Origin of the sequence: Acidovorax sp. YS12 (assembly GCA_021496925.1) — a bacterium.
In the GTDB taxonomy this organism is placed as follows: domain Bacteria; phylum Pseudomonadota; class Gammaproteobacteria; order Burkholderiales; family Burkholderiaceae_C; genus Paenacidovorax.
This window is the reverse complement of the sequence record CP053915.1, coordinates 1,100,154-1,119,117: the sequence shown is the minus strand read 5'-3', so window position 1 is coordinate 1,119,117 and position 18,964 is coordinate 1,100,154. Positions and strand designations below refer to the sequence as shown.

15 protein-coding genes and 1 pseudogene are annotated in these 18,964 nt (G+C 65.9%); all 16 read left to right on the top strand.

What is annotated here, in order from left to right; all coding sequences use genetic code 11:
* Positions 1 to 83 precede the first annotated feature (83 nt).
* The 16 genes and pseudogenes from YS110_05100 (at position 84) to trbL (ending at position 18,953) form a co-directional block, all read left to right on the top strand.
* Positions 84 to 2,219, top strand: coding sequence for a hydantoinase/oxoprolinase family protein (locus YS110_05100; GenBank protein ID UJB64181.1), 2,136 nt, complete (start codon positions 84 to 86; stop codon positions 2,217 to 2,219).
* Between the two features lie 45 nt (positions 2,220 to 2,264).
* Positions 2,265 to 4,541, top strand: a complete 2,277-nt coding sequence (locus YS110_05095; protein ID UJB64180.1) for a hydantoinase B/oxoprolinase family protein — start codon at positions 2,265 to 2,267, stop codon at positions 4,539 to 4,541.
* The gene (locus tag YS110_05090; protein ID UJB64179.1) at positions 4,538 to 5,413 is read left to right on the top strand and encodes a hypothetical protein; all 876 of its coding nucleotides are present in this window, start codon (positions 4,538 to 4,540) and stop codon (positions 5,411 to 5,413) included. The genes YS110_05095 and YS110_05090 overlap by 4 nt, the downstream gene beginning before the upstream one ends.
* Entirely contained in the window at positions 5,410 to 6,210 is an 801-nt protein-coding gene (locus YS110_05085; GenBank protein UJB64178.1) for a ZIP family metal transporter, read from the top strand. The genes YS110_05090 and YS110_05085 overlap by 4 nt, the downstream gene beginning before the upstream one ends.
* A gap of 25 nt (positions 6,211 to 6,235) precedes the next feature.
* Complete coding sequence (locus YS110_05080; GenBank protein UJB64177.1) at positions 6,236 to 7,528, top strand: GTP-binding protein; 1,293 nt, start codon at positions 6,236 to 6,238, stop codon at positions 7,526 to 7,528.
* 83 nt (positions 7,529 to 7,611) lie between these two features.
* Positions 7,612 to 8,740: pseudogene (locus YS110_05075) on the top strand (acetyl-CoA C-acyltransferase family protein).
* 26 nt (positions 8,741 to 8,766) lie between these two features.
* On the top strand, positions 8,767 to 9,654 hold the full coding sequence (locus YS110_05070; protein ID UJB64176.1) for a LysR family transcriptional regulator: 888 nt from the start codon (positions 8,767 to 8,769) through the stop codon (positions 9,652 to 9,654).
* 282 nt (positions 9,655 to 9,936) lie between these two features.
* Positions 9,937 to 11,991, top strand: a complete 2,055-nt coding sequence (locus YS110_05065) for a conjugal transfer protein TraG (protein UJB64175.1) — start codon at positions 9,937 to 9,939, stop codon at positions 11,989 to 11,991.
* Positions 11,988 to 12,452 (top strand): CopG family transcriptional regulator, encoded by a 465-nt coding sequence (locus YS110_05060; GenBank protein ID UJB64174.1) that lies wholly within the window; start codon positions 11,988 to 11,990, stop codon positions 12,450 to 12,452. Before YS110_05065 ends, YS110_05060 begins: the two co-directional genes overlap by 4 nt.
* On the top strand, positions 12,449 to 13,489 hold the full coding sequence (trbB, locus tag YS110_05055) for a P-type conjugative transfer ATPase TrbB (protein UJB64173.1): 1,041 nt from the start codon (positions 12,449 to 12,451) through the stop codon (positions 13,487 to 13,489). The genes YS110_05060 and trbB overlap by 4 nt, the downstream gene beginning before the upstream one ends.
* Entirely contained in the window at positions 13,486 to 13,818 is a 333-nt protein-coding gene (locus YS110_05050) for a TrbC/VIRB2 family protein (protein ID UJB64172.1), read from the top strand. The genes trbB and YS110_05050 overlap by 4 nt, the downstream gene beginning before the upstream one ends.
* Positions 13,815 to 14,087 (top strand): VirB3 family type IV secretion system protein, encoded by a 273-nt coding sequence (locus tag YS110_05045; protein UJB64171.1) that lies wholly within the window; start codon positions 13,815 to 13,817, stop codon positions 14,085 to 14,087. The genes YS110_05050 and YS110_05045 overlap by 4 nt, the downstream gene beginning before the upstream one ends.
* A 17-nt stretch (positions 14,088 to 14,104) precedes the next feature.
* The gene (locus tag YS110_05040; protein ID UJB64170.1) at positions 14,105 to 16,537 is read left to right on the top strand and encodes a conjugal transfer protein TrbE; all 2,433 of its coding nucleotides are present in this window, start codon (positions 14,105 to 14,107) and stop codon (positions 16,535 to 16,537) included.
* Positions 16,538 to 16,549: 12 nt separating this feature from the next.
* Positions 16,550 to 17,293, top strand: coding sequence for a P-type conjugative transfer protein TrbJ (gene trbJ / locus YS110_05035; protein ID UJB64169.1), 744 nt, complete (start codon positions 16,550 to 16,552; stop codon positions 17,291 to 17,293).
* A gap of 11 nt (positions 17,294 to 17,304) precedes the next feature.
* Positions 17,305 to 17,580 (top strand): EexN family lipoprotein, encoded by a 276-nt coding sequence (locus tag YS110_05030; GenBank protein UJB64168.1) that lies wholly within the window; start codon positions 17,305 to 17,307, stop codon positions 17,578 to 17,580.
* Positions 17,577 to 18,953 (top strand): P-type conjugative transfer protein TrbL, encoded by a 1,377-nt coding sequence (gene trbL / locus YS110_05025; GenBank protein UJB64167.1) that lies wholly within the window; start codon positions 17,577 to 17,579, stop codon positions 18,951 to 18,953. The genes YS110_05030 and trbL overlap by 4 nt, the downstream gene beginning before the upstream one ends.
* Positions 18,954 to 18,964 lie beyond the last annotated feature (11 nt).

Here is an 18,964-nt window from a genome sequence, read left to right as displayed (position 1 = left end):
GGGCAAGCCGCAACACAGGCGTGGGCACAGGCCCACCGCCGGGGTAGCGCTCGCCGGTATTCATACCCATTTGAGGAGATAGCATGAGGCGTGTATCTGTCGATATCGGTGGAACGTTCACCGACTGTTTTGTGGTCTGGGATGGCCAGTACATCGAGGCCAAGGCCCTGACCACCCACCACAACCTGGCGCTTGGCTTCAACGAAGCCTTGGGCAAGGCCTGTAAAGTGCTGAAGGTCGAGCTGGAGGACATCCTGTCCGGCGTGGACTCGGTGCGCTACGCCACCACCCTGGGCACCAATGCCCTGATCGAGCACAAAGGACCGAAGATTGGCATGCTTGTGACGGCAGGCTTTGAAGCCACGGTGCCGTTGAGCCGGGCTCGTGGCTATGGCGAAGGCCTGGACAACCTGGGCCAGCAGGACATGCCCAACGCCCAGCGCCCGGACCCGCTGGTGATGCCGCACATGATCCGCGGTGTGCGTGAGCGCGTGGATTTTCAGGGCAAGCTGGTGATGCCGCTGGACGAGGAGGACGTGCGCTCCCAGATCCGTTCACTGGTGGACAAGGGCGCCGAGATCATCGTAGTGGCGCTGGTCAACGCGGTGGTCAATCCATTGCACGAGCAGCGAATTGAGGAAATCCTGCTGGAGGAGTACCCGTCACACTTGCTGGGCGCGATTCCGGTCATCCTGTCGCACCAGGTGGCGGGGCGCAAGGGCGAATACGTGCGCGCCACCTCGGCCATCGTCGACGGCTACCTGCACTCGACCATGTACCACGCGCTCTCGGCGCTGGAACAGAACCTGCGCGCGCACCGCTACGACAAGCCGATGCTGGTGATCCATAACTCGGGCGGCATGGCGCAGCTCAATTCCACCGACGCACTGCAGACCATCCACTCCGGCCCGGTCTCGGGCATCGGTGCATCCGAACACCTGGCCATGCAGATCGGTCTGGGCAACGTGGTGGCCACCGACATGGGTGGCACCAGCTACGACATCGGCATCGTGGTGGACGGTGGGGTTAAGCACTACGACTTCAACCCGGTGATCGACCGCTGGCTGGTGTCTGTGCCCATGGTGCACCTGGTGACGCTGGGCGCGGGCGGTGGCTCGGTGGCCACCTACGACCGCATGTACAACACCGTCAAGTGCGGCCCGGAGTCGGCGGGCTCGGACCCCGGACCGGCCTGCTACGACCGCGGAGGCATGAAGCCGACCGTGACCGATGCCGACTTGTTGCTGGGCTATCTGGATGCCAAGAACTACGCGGGGGGGTCGATCCCGCTGAACCCGCGCCGTGCCAAGGCGGCCATCGAAGACACGTTGTGCGATGACCTGGAATGCGACGTGATCGAGGCCGCGCTGCTGATTCGCGAGAAGGTGGATGACAACATGGCCAACGGGCTGTTCACCGAATTGCGCGCACGCGGCTACGACCCCAAGGACTTCACCATGCTGGCCTACGGCGGCAACGGCCCGCTGCACTGCTGCGGGATCGCACAGAACCTGTCGATCGACAAAATCCTGGCGCCACCCCTGTCCTCGGTGTTCTCCGCGGTGGGCGCTGGCAACATGCACCAGCTGCACATCCACGAGCAGTCGCTCTACATGGTGTTGTACGACTCGAACACACGCCACCTGTTCGATGACTACGACCGCTTCAACAGCATCGTGGCCGAGCTGAAGGAACTGGGCACGCAGGACTTGTTGCGTCAGGGCATGACACGGGAAGAAATCTGCCACAACCTGGAGCTGGACATGCGCTACGGCAACCAGTTGGTGCAGACCACGGCCGTGATTCCCAAACACGACGTGAACGGTCCGGCGGATGTGCTGGCCCTGATCTCGCAGTTCTCCAACGACTACGGCAAGCGCTTCGGCGAGGGCTCGCAGGCGCCGGAAGCGGGCATCCGCATCAACACCATCCGGGTGGCGGCCTTTGTGCGCCACGAGACGGTGCAGTTCGAAGACATCAAGCCCGTGCCACCGGAGAAGCGCAAGACGCCGCCAACCCCCGCCAGCACACGCAAGTGCCACTTTGTGGGTCACAAGGAAGCCTTCGACACCCCCGTCTGGGACCGGGCCGCCATCGAGCCGGGTGTGCAGATCCCGGGGCCGGCCATTGTCGCGTCCGAAGTCACGACGTTCCTGGTGAACCCGGGGTGGAACTTCGTCGCCGCGCGCCAGGGAGCGTCCTGGTTCCTGCGCGCCTGAGCGCCCACCGCCCCCCATCGATCAACGAATTTGAAGGACAGAACTATGAGCGATCTGAACCAGCCCATTCGGGGCAAAACACCAAGCGCCGACGAAGTCGCGCTGATCAACAAGTTTCTCAACGACACCACGTTGTTTCTCGGTCCCGACCCCGAGATCATGCAGAACCACGACCTGATGCCCCGCACCCCAGAGGAAGATGCAGCGGTCCGCCAGGTGAACGACGCGCACGTCATCGCCAAGATCCGCGACCGGCTGCAGGCCGGTTGCGATGAAGGCTATGAAATGGTGGAGCAGATGGGTGCCGCGCCGGGCGCCAAATGGGGTGATGTGATCACCGGTGTCTATTCGGCCTCAGGCGATCTGGCTATTGCCAGTGCCGGCGGCGTGCTGATCTTCTCGGCCCTGGTGCACCACCCGATCAAGTTCATCATCAAGAACTGGATCAACGACCCCACCGTGGGTGTGCGCGAGGGCGACGGCTTCATCCACAACGACTCGCGCTACGGCAACGTGCACAACACCGACCAGAGCATGATCGTGCCCATCTTTCACGAGGGCAAGCTGGTGTGCTGGGTGGCCTCGACGGTGCACGAAGGCGAGAACGGCGCGATTGAGCCGGGCGGCATGCCTTCCATGGCCGAGAGCCCCAGTGACGAGGGTCTGAAGATGTCGCCCTTCAAGGTGGTGGAGAACTACCAGATCAAGCGCGACGTACTGACCTTCCTGCAGAACTCGGTGCGCGAGCCCAAGCTGCAATACGAGGACATGAAAGTCAAGCTGTTCGCCTGCCTGCGCATCAAGCAGCGGATTGAAGAGACACTCAACACCGACGGTCCTCAGGCTCTGGTGTCCACCCTTCGCACGACGATGGAGAACGTGCGCGCCGAGGTCAAACGCCGCATCAGCGAATGGCCCGACATGACGGTTCGCACCTACATCATCCAGGACTCGACCCTGCGCGAGAACTGTCTGGTGAAGATCAACTGCAAGCTCACCAAGACCGGAGACCGGCTTATCTTCGACTTCCGCGGCTCCAGCCCGGAGTTCACCAACCGCGCCACCAACACCATCGTGGCCGGCCTCAAGGGCATGCTCGCGCAGGTTTTCCTGTGCTACGTGTGGCCGGATCTGCCACGCGGCCAGGCCGCGTTTGCCCCCATCGAAGTGATCACCGATCCCCACTCGATCGTCAACTGTTCCTACGACGCGCCCAACTCCCAGAGCCTGATGTCGATCTTCACCGGCTTCACCGCCGGCCAGCATGCGGTGGCGAAGTTCCTGTACAGCTGCCCCGAGAAGTACACCAAGGTCCATGCACCGACCTTCAACATGATCAACACCTTCATCTGGGGTGGGGTCAGCCAGCATGGTGAAACGCTGGGCAACCTGTGTGCCGATCTCAACGGCATGGGTGCGGGCGCCACCGTGGATCGAGACGGTGAGCATGCGCTGGCGCCGATCTTCGCCACCATGGCCGACATCGGCGAGCAGGAGCTCAACGAAGAGGAAGTGCCCTTCCTGCAACTGGTCTCCAAGAAGATGACGCGCGATGCCATTGCCCCGGGCAAGTACCGTGGCGGTCAGGGCTACACCATGATGGTGGCCACCAAGGACAGCGCGCAGTGGGGCTTCATGACGGTGTGCCAGGGCGCGAAGTTCCCGCCCATCCAGGGTCTGTTCGGCGGCTACGCCTGCGGTGCTTATCCGCTGTGCAAGATCGAGGGGGTGGACGTGTACGACGTGCTGCTCAACGAACCGCACAAGTTCAAGCACTCGATCGAAGAGCTCATGAACGAGCGCCCCTTTAAAGGGGCCCGCTACACCACCCACCACATGGGCATGGGCTTCGAGATCTCCAAGCGCGGCGAACTGTTCATGATTTCACAGGGCGCTGGTGCCGGTTACGGTGACCTGCTGGAACGCGATCCAGCGGGTGTGATCAAGGACATCGAAGACGGCCTGATGTCGCCCGGCGTGGCCGAGCGCCTTTACAAAGTCAAGTTCGATCCGGTCACGCTGGCGGTGAACCAAGAGGCCACGCAAGTTGCGCGCGACGCCGAGCGCAAGGCGCGCATCGCGCGCAGCGTTCCCTTCAAGGAGTTCGTCAAGACTTGGAACCAGCCCAAGCCGCCGTCGAACATGCAGTACTTCGGCTGCTGGGGTGACGACATCGACACGCTCTACGTGGGAAGTCCGGACATTACGCGCAAGGCCAACGAACCCAAGCCCAACTACATGCGACACCCGAAGGATGTCCGCATCGAAGTGCTGGAGGCCCGACTGGCCGCCGCGGGTGTTTTGCAGGATGAGAAGCAATGAGCACGCTGGCTGAGTTGCTGCCGCACTCAGCCGGTGCGGGCGCCGTGCGGGTATGGCTGAAGTCTTCGGCCTACACCCGGCGCCTGCTGCTCGGCTCGGAGCAGGCCGATCCCTGGGAGAACGCGGCCGGCTATCTGGCCTACTTCGTCCAGGCCCAAGGCCTGCTGCGGCCCGACGTGGCGGTGGTCGAAGTGGGTGAGCTGATCGATGCCTGGTGTGCTCGCGAGGGTGGCCTGGCGGCCCGTCTGGGCAACCGCCGCCGACCAGCGACGGCCTTGCGCAAATTGCTGGAATCGGACGCCCCCAAGGCCGTGCTGGCCGAGGTGGTGACGGCTGTACTGTCGCACCTGCGGGGCCAAACCCCGTTGGTGCTGTCCATGCCCTCGCCGCGCGCCTGGCTGTTGCACGCCAACCGATTGGCCGGTGGTACCGACGACGAGATCGACGCGGACACGGTGGAGGACGCGGCCATGTACGTGGCCGACCTCATCCGTTCCGTCTCCGCATTCCCGGTGGCCGGTCTGCTGCTGGAGGAACAAAGGGACGACCAGGCGTTGGAGGCCGCGCACATCGAACGCTACCGATCCGTGCTCAATGTCGCGGGGCACTACCGTTGGTCACTGGCCCTGCGGCTGCCATCGGGCCTGCGCTTGCCCCCCGAGGTCTTCGATGGCTTTGTCGCGGTGATTGGTGACGGGGACGAACGGCCAGGCCACAGCGCCTTCGGGCGTGACGACAGCGCGGCATTTGCCATGGGGACTTCCGTGGGGCCGCTCGCACAGGAGCAGTTCCACTTTGTCGAAATCAACCCGCAGCAGCAGCCGGAAGCCGTGCTGGAGCAACTGGCCCGCTTGCGGGACTGTGCGGCATGACACCGCTGACCTTGTGTCTGCTGGCCACGCTGGTGGGCGGGCTCTTGTCCGCCGGCGTGACGCTGCTTACCACCGCTTCCATGAGCCGAAGCACGCTGTCCCGGCTGGTCAGCTACGCGACCGGTGCGCTGCTCGCTGCCGCGTTTTTCAACGTCTTGCCCGAAGCCATCCATGAGTCGGGGAATGCACAAGAGACCACATCCCTGGTTCTGGCCGGCATCGTCACTTTCTTCCTGCTTGAAAAGCTCGTCATCTGGCGTCACGACCATGGTCAGGCCACGTCCGATGCGAGCGTGGTTCACGGGCATCACCAAGGCCGTGGGGATGTGGAAGTCGGCCGCGGTGGCCTGCTGATGATGCTGGGTGATACCTTCCACAACTTTGTCGACGGCATCCTGGTGGCCGCTGCTTTCCAGCAGGATGTTTCGCTGGGCCTGGTGACCGCGGTGGCCATAGTGGCCCACGAGATTCCCCAGGAGCTGGGTGATTTTGTCGTTCTATTGCATGCGGGTTGCAGCCGCCGTCGGGCCATGGCCTTCAACCTGCTGTCCAGCCTGGCCATGACACTGGGCGCGGGACTGGCCTGGCTGGCCTTGCCGTTGATGGATGGCGCCGTGCAGGTGTGTCTGGCGCTGGCCTGCGCGAGCATGACTTATGTGGCCATGGCGGACCTGATCCCCAGCCTGCACCGCTACCCGAGTCTGGGCGCCACGGTTCAACAGCTTGCGCTTATGGGCGCAGGAATGGCCTCGGTCGCGGGCGCGCACGAGTTGCTCGAAATCGTGGTGGTGCATTGATGCCAATCGAACAGGAACTGCCTTCATGAACAAGAGCACTGAAACGACTTCACATGCCCAACAAGGTCCGGTTGACCGCATTCCCGTCACCTTGCTGACCGGCTTCCTGGGGGCCGGCAAGACCACCTTGCTCAACCACTGGATGCACCAGCCTGGCATGACGGGTGTGGCGGTGTTGGTCAATGAATTCGGTGAGGTCGGCATCGATCATCACCTCGTGGATACCGTCAGCGACCAGATGTTGTTGCTGGATTCCGGCTGCCTGTGCTGTACCGTTCAAGGCGACCTGGTTGCCGCCTTCCGCAAGCTTTCCGACCGCATGGCCCGCCGCGAGATCGCGCCCATTTCACGTGTGGTGATCGAAACCACGGGACTGGCCGATCCGGTGCCGGTGTTGTACACACTGATGGAGGAGCCCTTTGTCTGTGCCCGGTATCGGTGTGACACCGTGATCGCTGCGGTATCGGCGACACAGGGCTTGCAACAGCTTGAGCAACATCAGGAGAGTCAGCGCCAGGTGGTGGCCGCGGATCGCTTACTGATCACCAAATGCGATCAGGCCTCCTCAACCCAACGGGAACAACTGGAAGCGGCCTTGAAAACGCTCAATCCGCAGGCCGAACAGGTCATAGTGCGCAACGGTATTGCCGATCTCGTCACGCTGATGGCGTCCGGTGGGATCTACGGCCGTGCGGACGTGGCGTCGAGCCTGCAGGACTGGCTGAGTACCGAGATCGCACAGCATGGCCCATCAGGCCTTTTCGCGCTGGATGAAAACGCTGTTGACCTGGTCAATGACGACGGCCACTACCTGCGAACCCGTCACAGCCGCAGCCACCATTCGACGCGCGCGCGGAGTTTCGTCATCACTTGGGATAGGCCCGTCGCCTGGCTTGGGTTCTCTTTGGCGATGGGCAACGTTCTGCGCGCCTATGCAGCCAACCTGTTGCGTGTCAAAGGTCTGATGCGCGTGGCCGGAGACGAGGCGCAACCTCGGGTGGTGCAGTGCGTGCAGGACGTGGCCTATCCCCCGGTGCGTTTGGCTACCTGGCCGCGTGACAGCGCGTTTGACGATGGCCACAGCCGTCTGGTGTTCATCGTCCGAGACCTGGCGCCCGAACAGGAGTCCACTATACGGGCTTTGCTCAGCGATTTCAGCAGCAACATGGCGGCACTGCGCGCCAGCGCAACCGACTGGGGATTGCCCACCCGCTGCTGGTTGAGCCAGCGCGTTCCGATCCGATCTGCTACGGACATTGAACACGAAGGCTGGGAGATCCAGGCCCGGCGCTTTCGATTACATGGTGCCGGTCACTAGGGCGACAGGTACCAGAAATGGCTGTGTTGAGAAATTCCCTACTCGAAGTCCGAGCTATGCAGAATTTGAGAAATGAGGCCCGTATGTGCAAAAAAGCAAATACCCGTGAAGTCGTTGTCGTCAGTGCCGCCCGCACCGCCATTGGTACCTATGGCGGCAGCCTCAAGGACACGCCGCCCACCGAACTGGCGGCCCTAGTCGTCAAGGAAACGCTGGCCCGCGCTGGCGTGGACGGCCAGGACGTAGGCCATGTGGTGTTCGGCCACGTGGTGAACACCGAGCCGCACGACATGTACCTCTCGCGCGTCGCGGCCATCGAGGGCGGCTGCGCAGACCATCCAGCTCGGTGATGCCGACGTAGCCATTGGCGGCGGCGCCGAGAACATGAGCCGCGTACCTTATGCCAGCCTGAACATGCGCTGGGGCGCCCGCATGGGTGACACCAAGATGGTGGACATGATGATCGGTGCGCTGCACGACCCGTTCCACAACATTCACATGGGTGTGACGGCCGAAAACGTGGCCGCGAAGTTCGGCATCACGCGTGAGATGCAGGATGCACTGGCCGTCGAGAGCCACAACCGCGCGCAACGCGCCACTGAAGCTGGGTACTTCAAGGACCAGATCGTGCCCGTCATGCTCAAGAGCAAGAAGGGCGAAGTGGCCTACGTCACCGACGAGCATTTCCGCCCCAACTGCAAGCTCGGAGACATGGCCAAGCTTAAGCCGGTGTTCGTGAAAGAAAACGGCACCGTGACCGCGGGCAACGCCTCGGGCATCAACGACGCCGCCGCGGCCGTGGTGCTGATGGAAGCCGGTGCGGCCAAGGCCCGTGGCACCCAGCCGCTGGCGCGCCTAGTGGGTTACGCCCACACTGGCGTGGACCCTAACATCATGGGCATCGGCCCGGTGTCGGCCTCGCGCCTGGCACTGCAGAAAGCAGGCCTCACCGTCAATGACATGGACGTGATCGAAGCCAACGAAGCCTTCGCTGCCCAGGCCTGCGCCGTGAGCAAGGAACTCGGCCTGGACCCGACCAAGGTCAACCCGAACGGTTCGGGCATTTCGCTGGGTCACCCCATTGGTGCCACGGGTGCGCTGATCACGGTGAAAGCTATCCACGAGCTGCAGCGCATTCAGGGCCGCTACGCACTGGTGACCATGTGCATTGGCGGCGGCCAGGGCATTGCGGCAATCTTTGAGCGGATGTGACGCTGATTTGCATTGCATCTTTTTGAATGATCGAACTACGGCATCTGCGCTATTTCATCGCCATTGCTGAAGAGCTCAACTTCCGCCGCGCCGCCGAGCGCGTGCACATTGATCAGACCCCGTTGTCACGCACTATCCGCGATCTGGAGGACCGGTGGGGCGTGACGCTCTTCATACGGGCTCCACGCAGGCTGGAACTCACACCAGCAGGGGCCAAGCTGCTTGATCATGCGCACAGCCTGCTCATTCGGCTGGAGCGCGCCAAGCGCGTGGTACGGGCCGTTGATGCTCGCTATCGGGAGCCCCTGCGTATAGGCGTGGATGACAGCACGGTGCAGCCACGGCTGGCAGATTGCTTGAGCCGCTGGGGTCGGCTTGTTCCGGACACCCCTGTGGAACTCAGGGAGATGCATGCGGCGGAGTTATTGGCAGCCCTGCGCAACGAGGAGGTGGATGTTGGATTCTCCTTCGGCCTGCAGGATGAGGAGGCCATTGCTCAGCAACCGGCATGGCACAGCCCCATGGTGGCAATTGTCTCACCGGAACATGAGCTGGCTGTGCGTCAGGCAGTGTCATGGAGAGCACTGATGTCCTTTCCTGCAATATCATTCTCTTCGGCAACTCACCCGGGGTTGCACGGGCAGGTGGCGTCTGTCCTGCGGGAGAAGGTCTTGTCTCCTGTGATCGCGGCGGAGGCGCGGACATTGTCCGGCTACCTGACCCGCGTGGCTGTGGGGCAGGGTGTTGGCGTGGCCGACGCCGAACACATGCGGACGCTGCAGCGCAGCGATGTGTTGGTGCTTCCTCTGGTCGAACCCGCGCACTTCACGACCTACGTTTTGCACAAGCATCAGCGCTTTGGACTGTCCGAGTCAGTGCAACGTTTCCTTACCCATGTCAGCACTTTGACGTGACTGTTACGCAGCAGAGCTCTGCTGCATCCAGGGCCTGCGCCATCGGCCTTGGACATGAGGTCGCAGGGGGTGCATGCTTCCCGCCCAGGGAGGCCGGGAGCGTGTTCCTGGGCCACTGAATCCAGCCAACCAACGGCGTTGTCCTGAGACGTGCCCGCCAGCCTGCGCTGCGCTACGCCCGGATGGGTGGGTCGCGCGGCGCATCGGTTCCAGACTCTCGCCATGCGTGCCACGGGGTGCGCATGCGCATGGCGCAGGTTGGCGCCGAAGGAACAAGCGGGCATGGCATCTCGATCAGAGGGGGGCAAGGAGCGGGCATCCTCCGCCCACACCGGTATCCTGTTTGGCCAGATCACGGCCGTCATGGGCGTCACTGTGTGTGGCGTGTGGGTGGCCACGCAATGGACGGCGCATGCGCTGGGCTACCAGCCGCGCCTGGGCGCCGCCTGGTTCGATCTCTCGGGGCTTCCGGTCTACGAGCCCTGGAAGTTGTTCGAATGGTGGTACTGGTACGACGCCTATGCGCCCGAGGTTTTCTCGCGCGGCGGCGCCATCGCGGCTTCCAGTGGCCTGCTTGCCACCGGTGTGGCCATCGGCATGGCGGTGTGGCGCTCGCGCCTGGCGCGGCGGGTCACCACGTATGGTTCCGCCCGTTGGGCCGAACACGAGGACATTGACAAGGCCGGGCTGACCGGTCCGGCCGGCGTGTTCCTCGGCCGGGCACCTGGCCGGGACAGCTCTTACCTGCGCCACGAAGGACCGGAACATGTGATGGCCTTCGCCCCCACGCGCTCCGGCAAGGGTGTGGGCCTGGTGGTGCCCACGCTGCTGTCCTGGCCCGGCTCCGCCGTGGTTCACGACATCAAGGGAGAGAACTGGCATCTCACGGCGGGCTGGCGTGCGCGCTTCTCGCACTGCCTGCTGTTCAACCCGACGGACGCGCGCTCGGCCGCCTACAACCCCTTGCTGGAAGTGCGGCGCGGCGTGCACGAGGTGCGCGACGTGCAGAACATCGCCGACATCCTGGTGGACCCCGAGGGTGCACTGGAGCGGCGCAACCACTGGGAGAAGACCAGCCATGCGCTGCTGGTGGGGGCCATCCTCCATGTGCTCTATGCCGGCGAAGACAAGACGTTGCGCGGGGTCGCCAACTTCCTCTCCGACCCAGCCTGTCCCTTCGAGGTGACGCTGCACCGCATGATGAGCACGCCGCACCTGGCGGTGGAGCAGGGTAGCGCGCCGCACCCGGTCGTGGCGTCTGCGGCCCGGGAGGTGCTCAACAAGAGCGAGAACGAACGCTCGGGCGTGCTGTCCACGGCCATGAGCTTTCTGGGCCTGTACCGTGACCCCACGGTAGCCGAGGTCACCTCGCGCTGCGACTGGCGCATCGCCGACCTGATTGCTTCGGCGCATCCGGTGTCTTTGTATCTGGTGGTGCCGCCCTCGGACATCAGCCGCACCAAGCCGTTGATCCGCCTGATCCTCAACCAGATCGGGCGGCGCCTGACCGAGTCGCTCGACGGCTCGGACGGCATCGAGCGCCGGCACAAGCTGCTGCTGATGCTCGACGAGTTCCCCGCACTGGGGCGCCTCGACTTCTTCGAGTCGGCGCTGGCATTCATGGCGGGCTACGGGCTGCGGGCCTTCCTGATCGCGCAGTCGCTCAACCAGATCGACAAGGCCTACGGTCCGAACCACGCGATCCTGGACAACTGCCACGTGCGCATCGCCTTCGCCACCAACGACGAGCGCACGGCCAAGCGCATCTCCGACGCGTTGGGAACGGCTACCGAACTGCGCGCCCAGCGCAACTACGCCGGCCACCGGCTGGCACCCTGGCTGGGCCACCTGATGGTCTCGCGGCAGGAGACGGCCCGCCCGTTGCTCACGCCTGGCGAGGTGATGCAGCTGCCGCCCGACGATGCCGTGGTCATGGTCTCGGGCCATGCGCCGATCCGGGCGCGCAAGCTGCGCTACTACCAGGATCGGAACTTCCTGGTACGGGTGCTGCCTGCGCCGGTGCTGGTGGGCGGCGGCTATGCCGATCGCCCAGCAGGGCGGTCGGATGACTGGAGCATGCTGCCGGTGTTGGCCGCCGCCTCGGTTGCCATGGCTGGCGGCGTGGGCGGTGCGGCCGATGAGGGTGGACACCAGCTCAAGCCGGATCTGGAGGCTGCGTTCGTGCCTTCGCGCGATGACGGGGCGCAGGACCTGATCCTGCTGGAGGATGAGCGCGATGACGATGGCGCGCCCTTGCTGCCGCGTGACTTGGATCGCCAACTGGTGCGTAACGCGCGCCTGGCGGCCCTGGATCCTGACGACGGGATTGTCCTGTGACCCGCGCCCGCCTGAACATCTTCGTCGAGCCCGAGCACGCTCGGCGCCTGGAGGACCTCTCGGCCCACCGGGGTGTCTCCAAGTCCTCTGTGATTGCAGCGGCGCTCGCGTCCTTCCTGTCGCCGGACGCGACGGACCAGCGCGAGGCCGCGACGGCCAAGCGCCTGGACCGGCTCTCGCGCCAGTTCGAGCGCCTGGAGCGCGACCAGGCCATCCTGATCGAGACCGTGGCGCTGTACCTGCGCCACTACCTGACCGTGGCCCTGCCGGTACCCGAGCAGCAGCAGGAAGCCCTGCGCGCCCAGGGGCGCGCCCGCTATGCGCAGTTCATCGAGCAGCTGGCCCGCCACATCCAGCGCGGGCGCAGCTTGGTGCGCGAGATCCATGAGGAGATCGGTCCCCTGGATGGGGACGTTCCGGTAGCTTCGGTTGCGCCTGATGGCGGGGAGGGCGGCACATGACCGGCACCAGCCTATTACCCGCCGAACCCGCGCAGCGCCGCATCCGCATGCTGCGCACCGCCATGGGACCGGAGATAGCGGCGGCGCTGGAAGACCCAGAGGTGGTCGAAGTGTTGCTGAACCCGGACGGGTCGCTCTGGGTGGACCGGCTGGGCACGGGCCGGGAACCCACCGGCGCCGCGCTGCCGCCGGCGGTGGCTGAACGCATCATCCGGCTGGTGGCGGCCCATGTGCGCGCCGAGGTACATGCGGGTCTGCCCATCCTCTCGGCAGAGTTGCCCGAGACGGGCGAACGCTTCCTGGGCGTGCTGCCGCCCGTGGTGCGCTCGCCCTCGTTCGCGATCCGCAAGCGGGCGCTGCGCATCATGACGCTCGCACAGTATGTGGACGACGGCATCCTGACCGAGGAGCAAGCGGCCTTCCTTCGCTGCGCAGTGCGCGAGCGCTTGAACGTCGTGGTGGCAGGCGGCACCAGCACGGGCAAGACGACGCTCGCCAATGCGCTGCTCGACGAGATCGCCGACACCGGCGATCGGGTGCTGATCCTGGAAGACACGGTGGAATTGCAGTGCCGCAGCGACGACCACGTGGGCATGCGCTCCGAGCCGGGCGTCACCACCATGGCCGACCTGGTACGCGCCACCCTGCGCCTGCGGCCCGACCGCATCGTGGTTGGCGAGGTGCGCGGCGCCGAGGCGCTGGACCTGCTCAAGGCCTGGGGTACGGGACACCCGGGCGGCATCGCCACGGTGCATGCGGGATCGGCGGCGGGCGCGCTCACGCGGCTGGAGCAACTGGTGCAGGAGGTCAGCTTGGCCGTGCCGCGCGCCTTGATCGCGGAAGCCGTCAACGTCATCGTCTTTATTGCAGGGCGCGGCCATGCGCGCCGGGTGCGCGAGATCGTGCGCGTCATTGGCCATGACCGCGATGGCTACCAGCTCGATGGCTCGCTCGGGCCGCCGTTTCCGCCAATTCAGCAGGTCGTGGCATCGCATTCGCCATCTTCAACTTCATCCACCAAGGGAGAATCTTCATGACGCATCCACGTCTTTCTGTACATCCGTGCCTGCGGGCGGCGGCCCTGGCCGCCCTGCTGCTGGCCCTCACGGTTCCGGCGCAGGCCGCCGGCTCCAGCATGCCCTGGGAGGCACCGCTGCAGTCCATCCTGGAATCCATCCAGGGGCCGGTGGCGCGCATCATCGCGGTGATCATCATCATTGCCACCGGGCTCACGCTGGCCTTCGGTGATACCTCGGGAGGCTTCCGGCGGTTGATCCAGATCGTGTTCGGGCTGTCGATTGCGTTCGCGGCGTCGAGCTTCTTCCTGTCCTTCTTCTCGTTCTCGGGCGGGGCGGTGCTGGCATGAACCTGCCCCACAGCCTGCCGCCGGGTTTCGAGGTGCCGCTGCACCGGTCGCTGACCGAGCCCATCCTGCTGGGCGGCGCGCCACGCACCGTGGCCATCGCCAATGGCACATTGGCCGCTGCCGTCGGTCTGGGCCTGCAGTTGTGGGTGCCGGGCCTGGTGCTCTGGATCGCGGGGCACACGCTGGCGGTCTGGGGCGCGCGCGTGGACCCGCAGTTCATGCCGGTGTTTGCGCGCCACATCAAGCAGCGGCCGCTGCTGGACGTGTAGGGCGGGGAGGGCAGGCGATGCTGAACCTCGCTGAATACCGCAGGCGCCCCGCGCTGCTGGCCGACTGGCTGCCCTGGGCCGGCCTGGTCGCGCCTGGGGTTGTGCTCAACAAGGATGGCTCCTTCCAGCGCACGGCGCGTTTCCGGGGGCCGGACCTGGACAGTGCGACACCGGGTGAGCTCATTGCGACCTCGGCGCGGCTGAACAACGCGCTCAAGCGCCTGGGTTCGGGCTGGGCGCTGTTCGTCGAGGCTGAGCGGCACGAGGCGGCGGGCTACCCACGGTCCCGTTTCCCGGAGCCGCTGTCCTGGCTGGTGGACGAGGAGCGGCGCGCCGCCTTCGAGGAGGCGGGGAGCCATTTCGAGAGCGGGTACCACCTGACGCTGCTGTACCTGCCGCCCGAGGACGCGCGCTCACGCGCGGGCAACCTGCTCTACGAGCACCGCAAGGCCGAAGGCGTGGACTGGCGCGAACGGCTGGGGGCCTTCGTGGCCGAGACTGACCGCTTCCTGGACCTGCTCGATGGCGTGGTACCGGAGCTGGACTGGCTCTCTGATGGCCAGACGCTGACCTACCTGCATGGCACGGTGTCCACCTGCTCCCAGGCAGTGGCCATGCCCGAGGTGCCCATGCACCTCGATGCGCTGCTGGCCGACGAGCCGCTGGTGGGCGGTCTCGCGCCCATGCTAGGGAGCCGGCACCTGCGGGTGCTCACGGTGCGGGGTTTTCCGACCTCGACTTGGCCGGGGATCCTGGACGATCTTAATCGACTGGGCTTTGGCTACCGCTGGTGCACGCGCTTTCTCTGCCTGGACAAGGCCGAGGCGGAGAAGGAGTTGGCCCGCCTGCGCCGCCAGTGGTTCGCCAAGCGCAAGAACATCGTGGCGCTGCTGCGCGAGACCGTGTTCCAGCAGGAGAGCCCGCTGGTGGATTCGGATGCCGCCAACAAGGCGCAGGACGCCGATGCGGCGCTGCAGGCACTGGGTGGCGATCAGGTGGCATTCGGCTACGTGACGGCCACGGTCGTGGTGCTTGACGCCGATGCCACGGCCGCCGACGAGAAGCTGCGGGCTGTGGAGCGGACCATCCAGGGGCGGGGCTTCGTGACCATCCCCGAGACCCTGAACGCGGTTGAGGCCTGGCTGTCCTCCCTCCCGGGCCATGTGTACGCCAACGTGCGCCAGCCCATTGTCTCGACGCTGAACCTCGCGCACCTGATGCCAGTGTCGGCCGTGTGGGCGGGGCAGGAGCTCAATGCGCACCTGGATGGCCCGCCGCTGATCGTGACGCGCACCGATGGCGCGACGCCGTTCCGGCTGGTCACGCACATCGGCGACGTGGGCCACACGCTGGTGGTTGGCCCCACGGGCATGGGCAAGTCGGTGCTGCTGGCCACCCTGGCGTTGCAGTTCCGGCGCTACCCGGGCGGGCGCGTCCTGGCCTTCGACATGGGACGCTCGATGCGGGCCACGGTGCTGGGGCTGGGCGGTGAGCACTACGACCTCGGGCCCGACGGGCGGATCGCATTCCAGCCGCTGGCGCGCATCGACCGGGATGGCTACCGCGCCTGGGCCGCGGAGTGGGTTGAAGGGCGCATCGCGCACGAGGGTGTGGCCGTGGGACCGGCCGAGCGCGACGCTGTGTGGTCGGCCCTGGCCAGCCTCGCCAGCGCCCCGGTGGAGCAGCGCACCCTCACGGGCGTGTCGGTGCTGTTGCAGTCAAACGCCTTGCGCCAGGCACTGCAGCCCTATGTGCTGGGCGGTGCGCATGGGCAACTGCTCGATGCGGACGTGGACCGGCTCGGTTCTTCGCCCGTGCAGTGCTTCGAGATGGAAGAGCTGATGCCCAGCCGCGCGGCCACGCTGGCCGTGCTGTCCTACCTGTTTGCGCGCTTCGAGGAGCGCTTCGATGGCGCGCCCACGCTGCTGATCCTCGACGAGGCCTGGCTGTTCCTGGACGACCCGGTGTTCGCGGCGCGCATTCGCCAGTGGCTCAAGACGCTGCGCAAGAAGAACGTGTCGGTGGTCTTCGCCACGCAGTCGCTCGCCGACATCCGCGATTCCAGCATCGCGCCGGCCATCGTGGAGAGCTGCGCGAGCCGCATCTTCCTGCCCAACCCGCAGGCCTTCGAGCCGCAGATCCGCGCGGTCTACGAGGGCTTCGGGCTCAACGGCCGGCAGATCGAGATCGTGGCCCAGGCAACGCCCAAGCGCGACTACTACTACCAGTCGCGGCTGGGCAACCGGGTGTTCGACCTGGGGCTGGGGCCCGTGGCGCTGGCCTTCGCGGGGGCGTCCTCGCCCGAGGATCAACGCGCAATGGACCGGATCCAGGAGTCCCTCGTTGATTCTGGCACGCCGTCCGGCTTCGCGGCCGGCTGGCTGCGCCACCGGGGCCTGGACTGGGCCGCCGAACTCATTCCCACGTTTCCACCGTTTCCAACCACCTGAAGGAGTCCTGCCATGCTTTTGAAGTCCCTGTTCCTTCGCCGCAAGGCGGCGCTTACGCTTGCCGCTGCGCTGGCACTCGGCACCGCCATGCCCGCCCAAGCCTTCCTGGGCGGCGGGCGCATCGTGTTCGATCCCTCGAACTATTCGCAGAACGTGCTCACGGCCGCGCGCACGCTGGAGCAGATCAACAACCAGATCAAGCAGCTGCAGAACCAGGCGCGCAACCTCGCGAGCCTGGATCACAGCGCCTTGGGGGAGCTGCGTGCGGCGCTGGCCGCGACGAACGAACTCATCCGGCAGGCCCAGGGGCTGGCGTTCGACATGGCGCACATGGAGGCCGAGTTCCGGAGGCTCTATCCGAAGGAATACTCCGCCACCGTGTCGGGCCAGCAGATGGCGATTGATGCGCGCGAGCGCTGGCAGCAGTCGCTCGAAGCACTGCGCACTGCCACCCAGGTGCAGTCGCAGGCGGTGCGCAACTTCGCGAGCGACGAGCGCACGCTCACGGATCTGGTGAACCGCAGCCAGTCGGCCGTGGGCGCGCTGCAGGCGATGCAGGCCACGAATCAGTTGCTCGCGCTGCAGTCCCGCCAGGCCATGCAGGCGCAGCAGCTGCAGATCACCCAGGACCGGGCTGCTGCCCTGGAACAGGCCCGCCAGGTGGCGGTGCAGGAGCGGGCGCGTGAGGTGCGGCGGCGCTTCCAGGGCGAGGGCACGCCCTACACCCCGGTGGCCGTGGGCTTCTACGGGCAATGAGGGGGAAGGCCATGAACAAGCTGTTCCTTCTGGGCGCCGTTGCGTTGGTGCTCGCCGGCTGCGGCAAGCCGGTCCCCATCGAATCCGCGGAGTCCCTGGTCGCCGATCCCGCGCGGCTCAAGGAACTGCGTGCGCAGTGCAAGGCCCACCATGCCAAGGTGGGCGACGCACAGTGCAATGCGGTGGCCGAGGCCACGCGGCGGCGCTTCATGGGCGGCGGGACGCCATATACGCCGGCCCAGGCTCCCGCGCCCGAGGCATCGGCCGCGCAGGACAAGGCGCCATGAACGACGTCGCGGTCATTGACCGCTTTCTGGATGTGTTCTCGCGCTACATCGACTCGGGGTTCGGGCTGCTGGGCGGCGAGGTGCAATTCCTGACGGCCACGCTGGTGGGGATAGACGTGACGCTGGCGGGGCTGTACTGGGCCATGAGCCATGCGTCAGGGCAGGGCGAGGACGTGATCGCGCGGCTGGTCAAGAAGGTGCTGTACGTGGGGGCGTTCGCCTACATCCTGGGCAACTTCAATCAGCTGGCCGGGATCGTGTTCCGGTCCTTCGCCGGGCTGGGGCTCACAGCCTCGGGTTCCGGAATGACGCAGGCACAGCTGCTGCAGCCCGGGCGCCTGGCCAAGGTCGGCATCGATGCCGGGCGGCCCATCATGGCGCAGATCAGCGAGCTGGTGGGATTTCCCGAGGTGTTCGCCAACCTCGACACCATCGCCGTGCTGTTTCTGGCCTGGCTGGTGTTGATCGTAGCCTTCTTCGTGCTCGCAGTGCAGCTGTTCGTCACGCTGCTGGAGTTCAAGCTGACCACGCTCGCGGGCTTCGTGCTGGTGCCGTTCGCGCTGTGGAACAAGACCAGCTTCCTGGCGGAGAAGGTGCTGGGCAACGTGGTGTCCTCGGGCATCAAGGTGCTCGTGCTGGCCGTGATTGTGGGGATTGGTTCGGGGCTGTTCGCTGAATTCACGACGGCACCGGGAGCCGAGCCGTCCATCGACCATGCGCTGGTCATCATGCTGGCGGCGCTGGCGATGCTGGGCCTGGGGATCTTCGGGCCGGGGATCGCGACGGGGCTGGTGTCGGGCGGGCCGCAGCTGGGCGCCGGTGCGGTGGCGGGCACGGCGCTGGGAGCGGGAGGGCTGGCCGTCGCTGGTGGCGCGGCCGTGGCGGGCGCGGGTTCTGCGGTGGCGGCTGGTGCGCGCATGGCGCCAGGAGCCGCGAAGGCGGCTATTGGTGGCGGTGCCGCCGTGGCGCGGACCGCCCAGGCAGCGGCGGGCAGCATGAAGTCGGCCTACCAGGCAGGTGCCGCAGCTTCGGGGGCGGAGGGCGTCCGCGCGGCTGGTGCGGGCGTGGGCCATGCCGCGAAGACTGGCGCCAGCGCGGTGGGCCAGCGGGTGGCGGCTGGAGTCCAGGCGATCAAGGACCGCGCGGCGGGGTTTGTCTCCGAAGCCGTGTCACCCCCTGGGGAGACCGCTTCTGTGGGTGGTGCCGAGGATGTGGCGCCCCCGGCACCTGTGTCTGAGCCGGGTTGGGCCCGGCGCATGCGGCGGCGCCAGCAGGCCACGCAGGCGGCCACCACGGCCGTGCATGCCATCCGTGCCGGCGACCATGCGGGCGGCGGCGTTGCTCCGAGCCTGCGCGATGAATCTAATCCTTGAGGAGGGCTGCC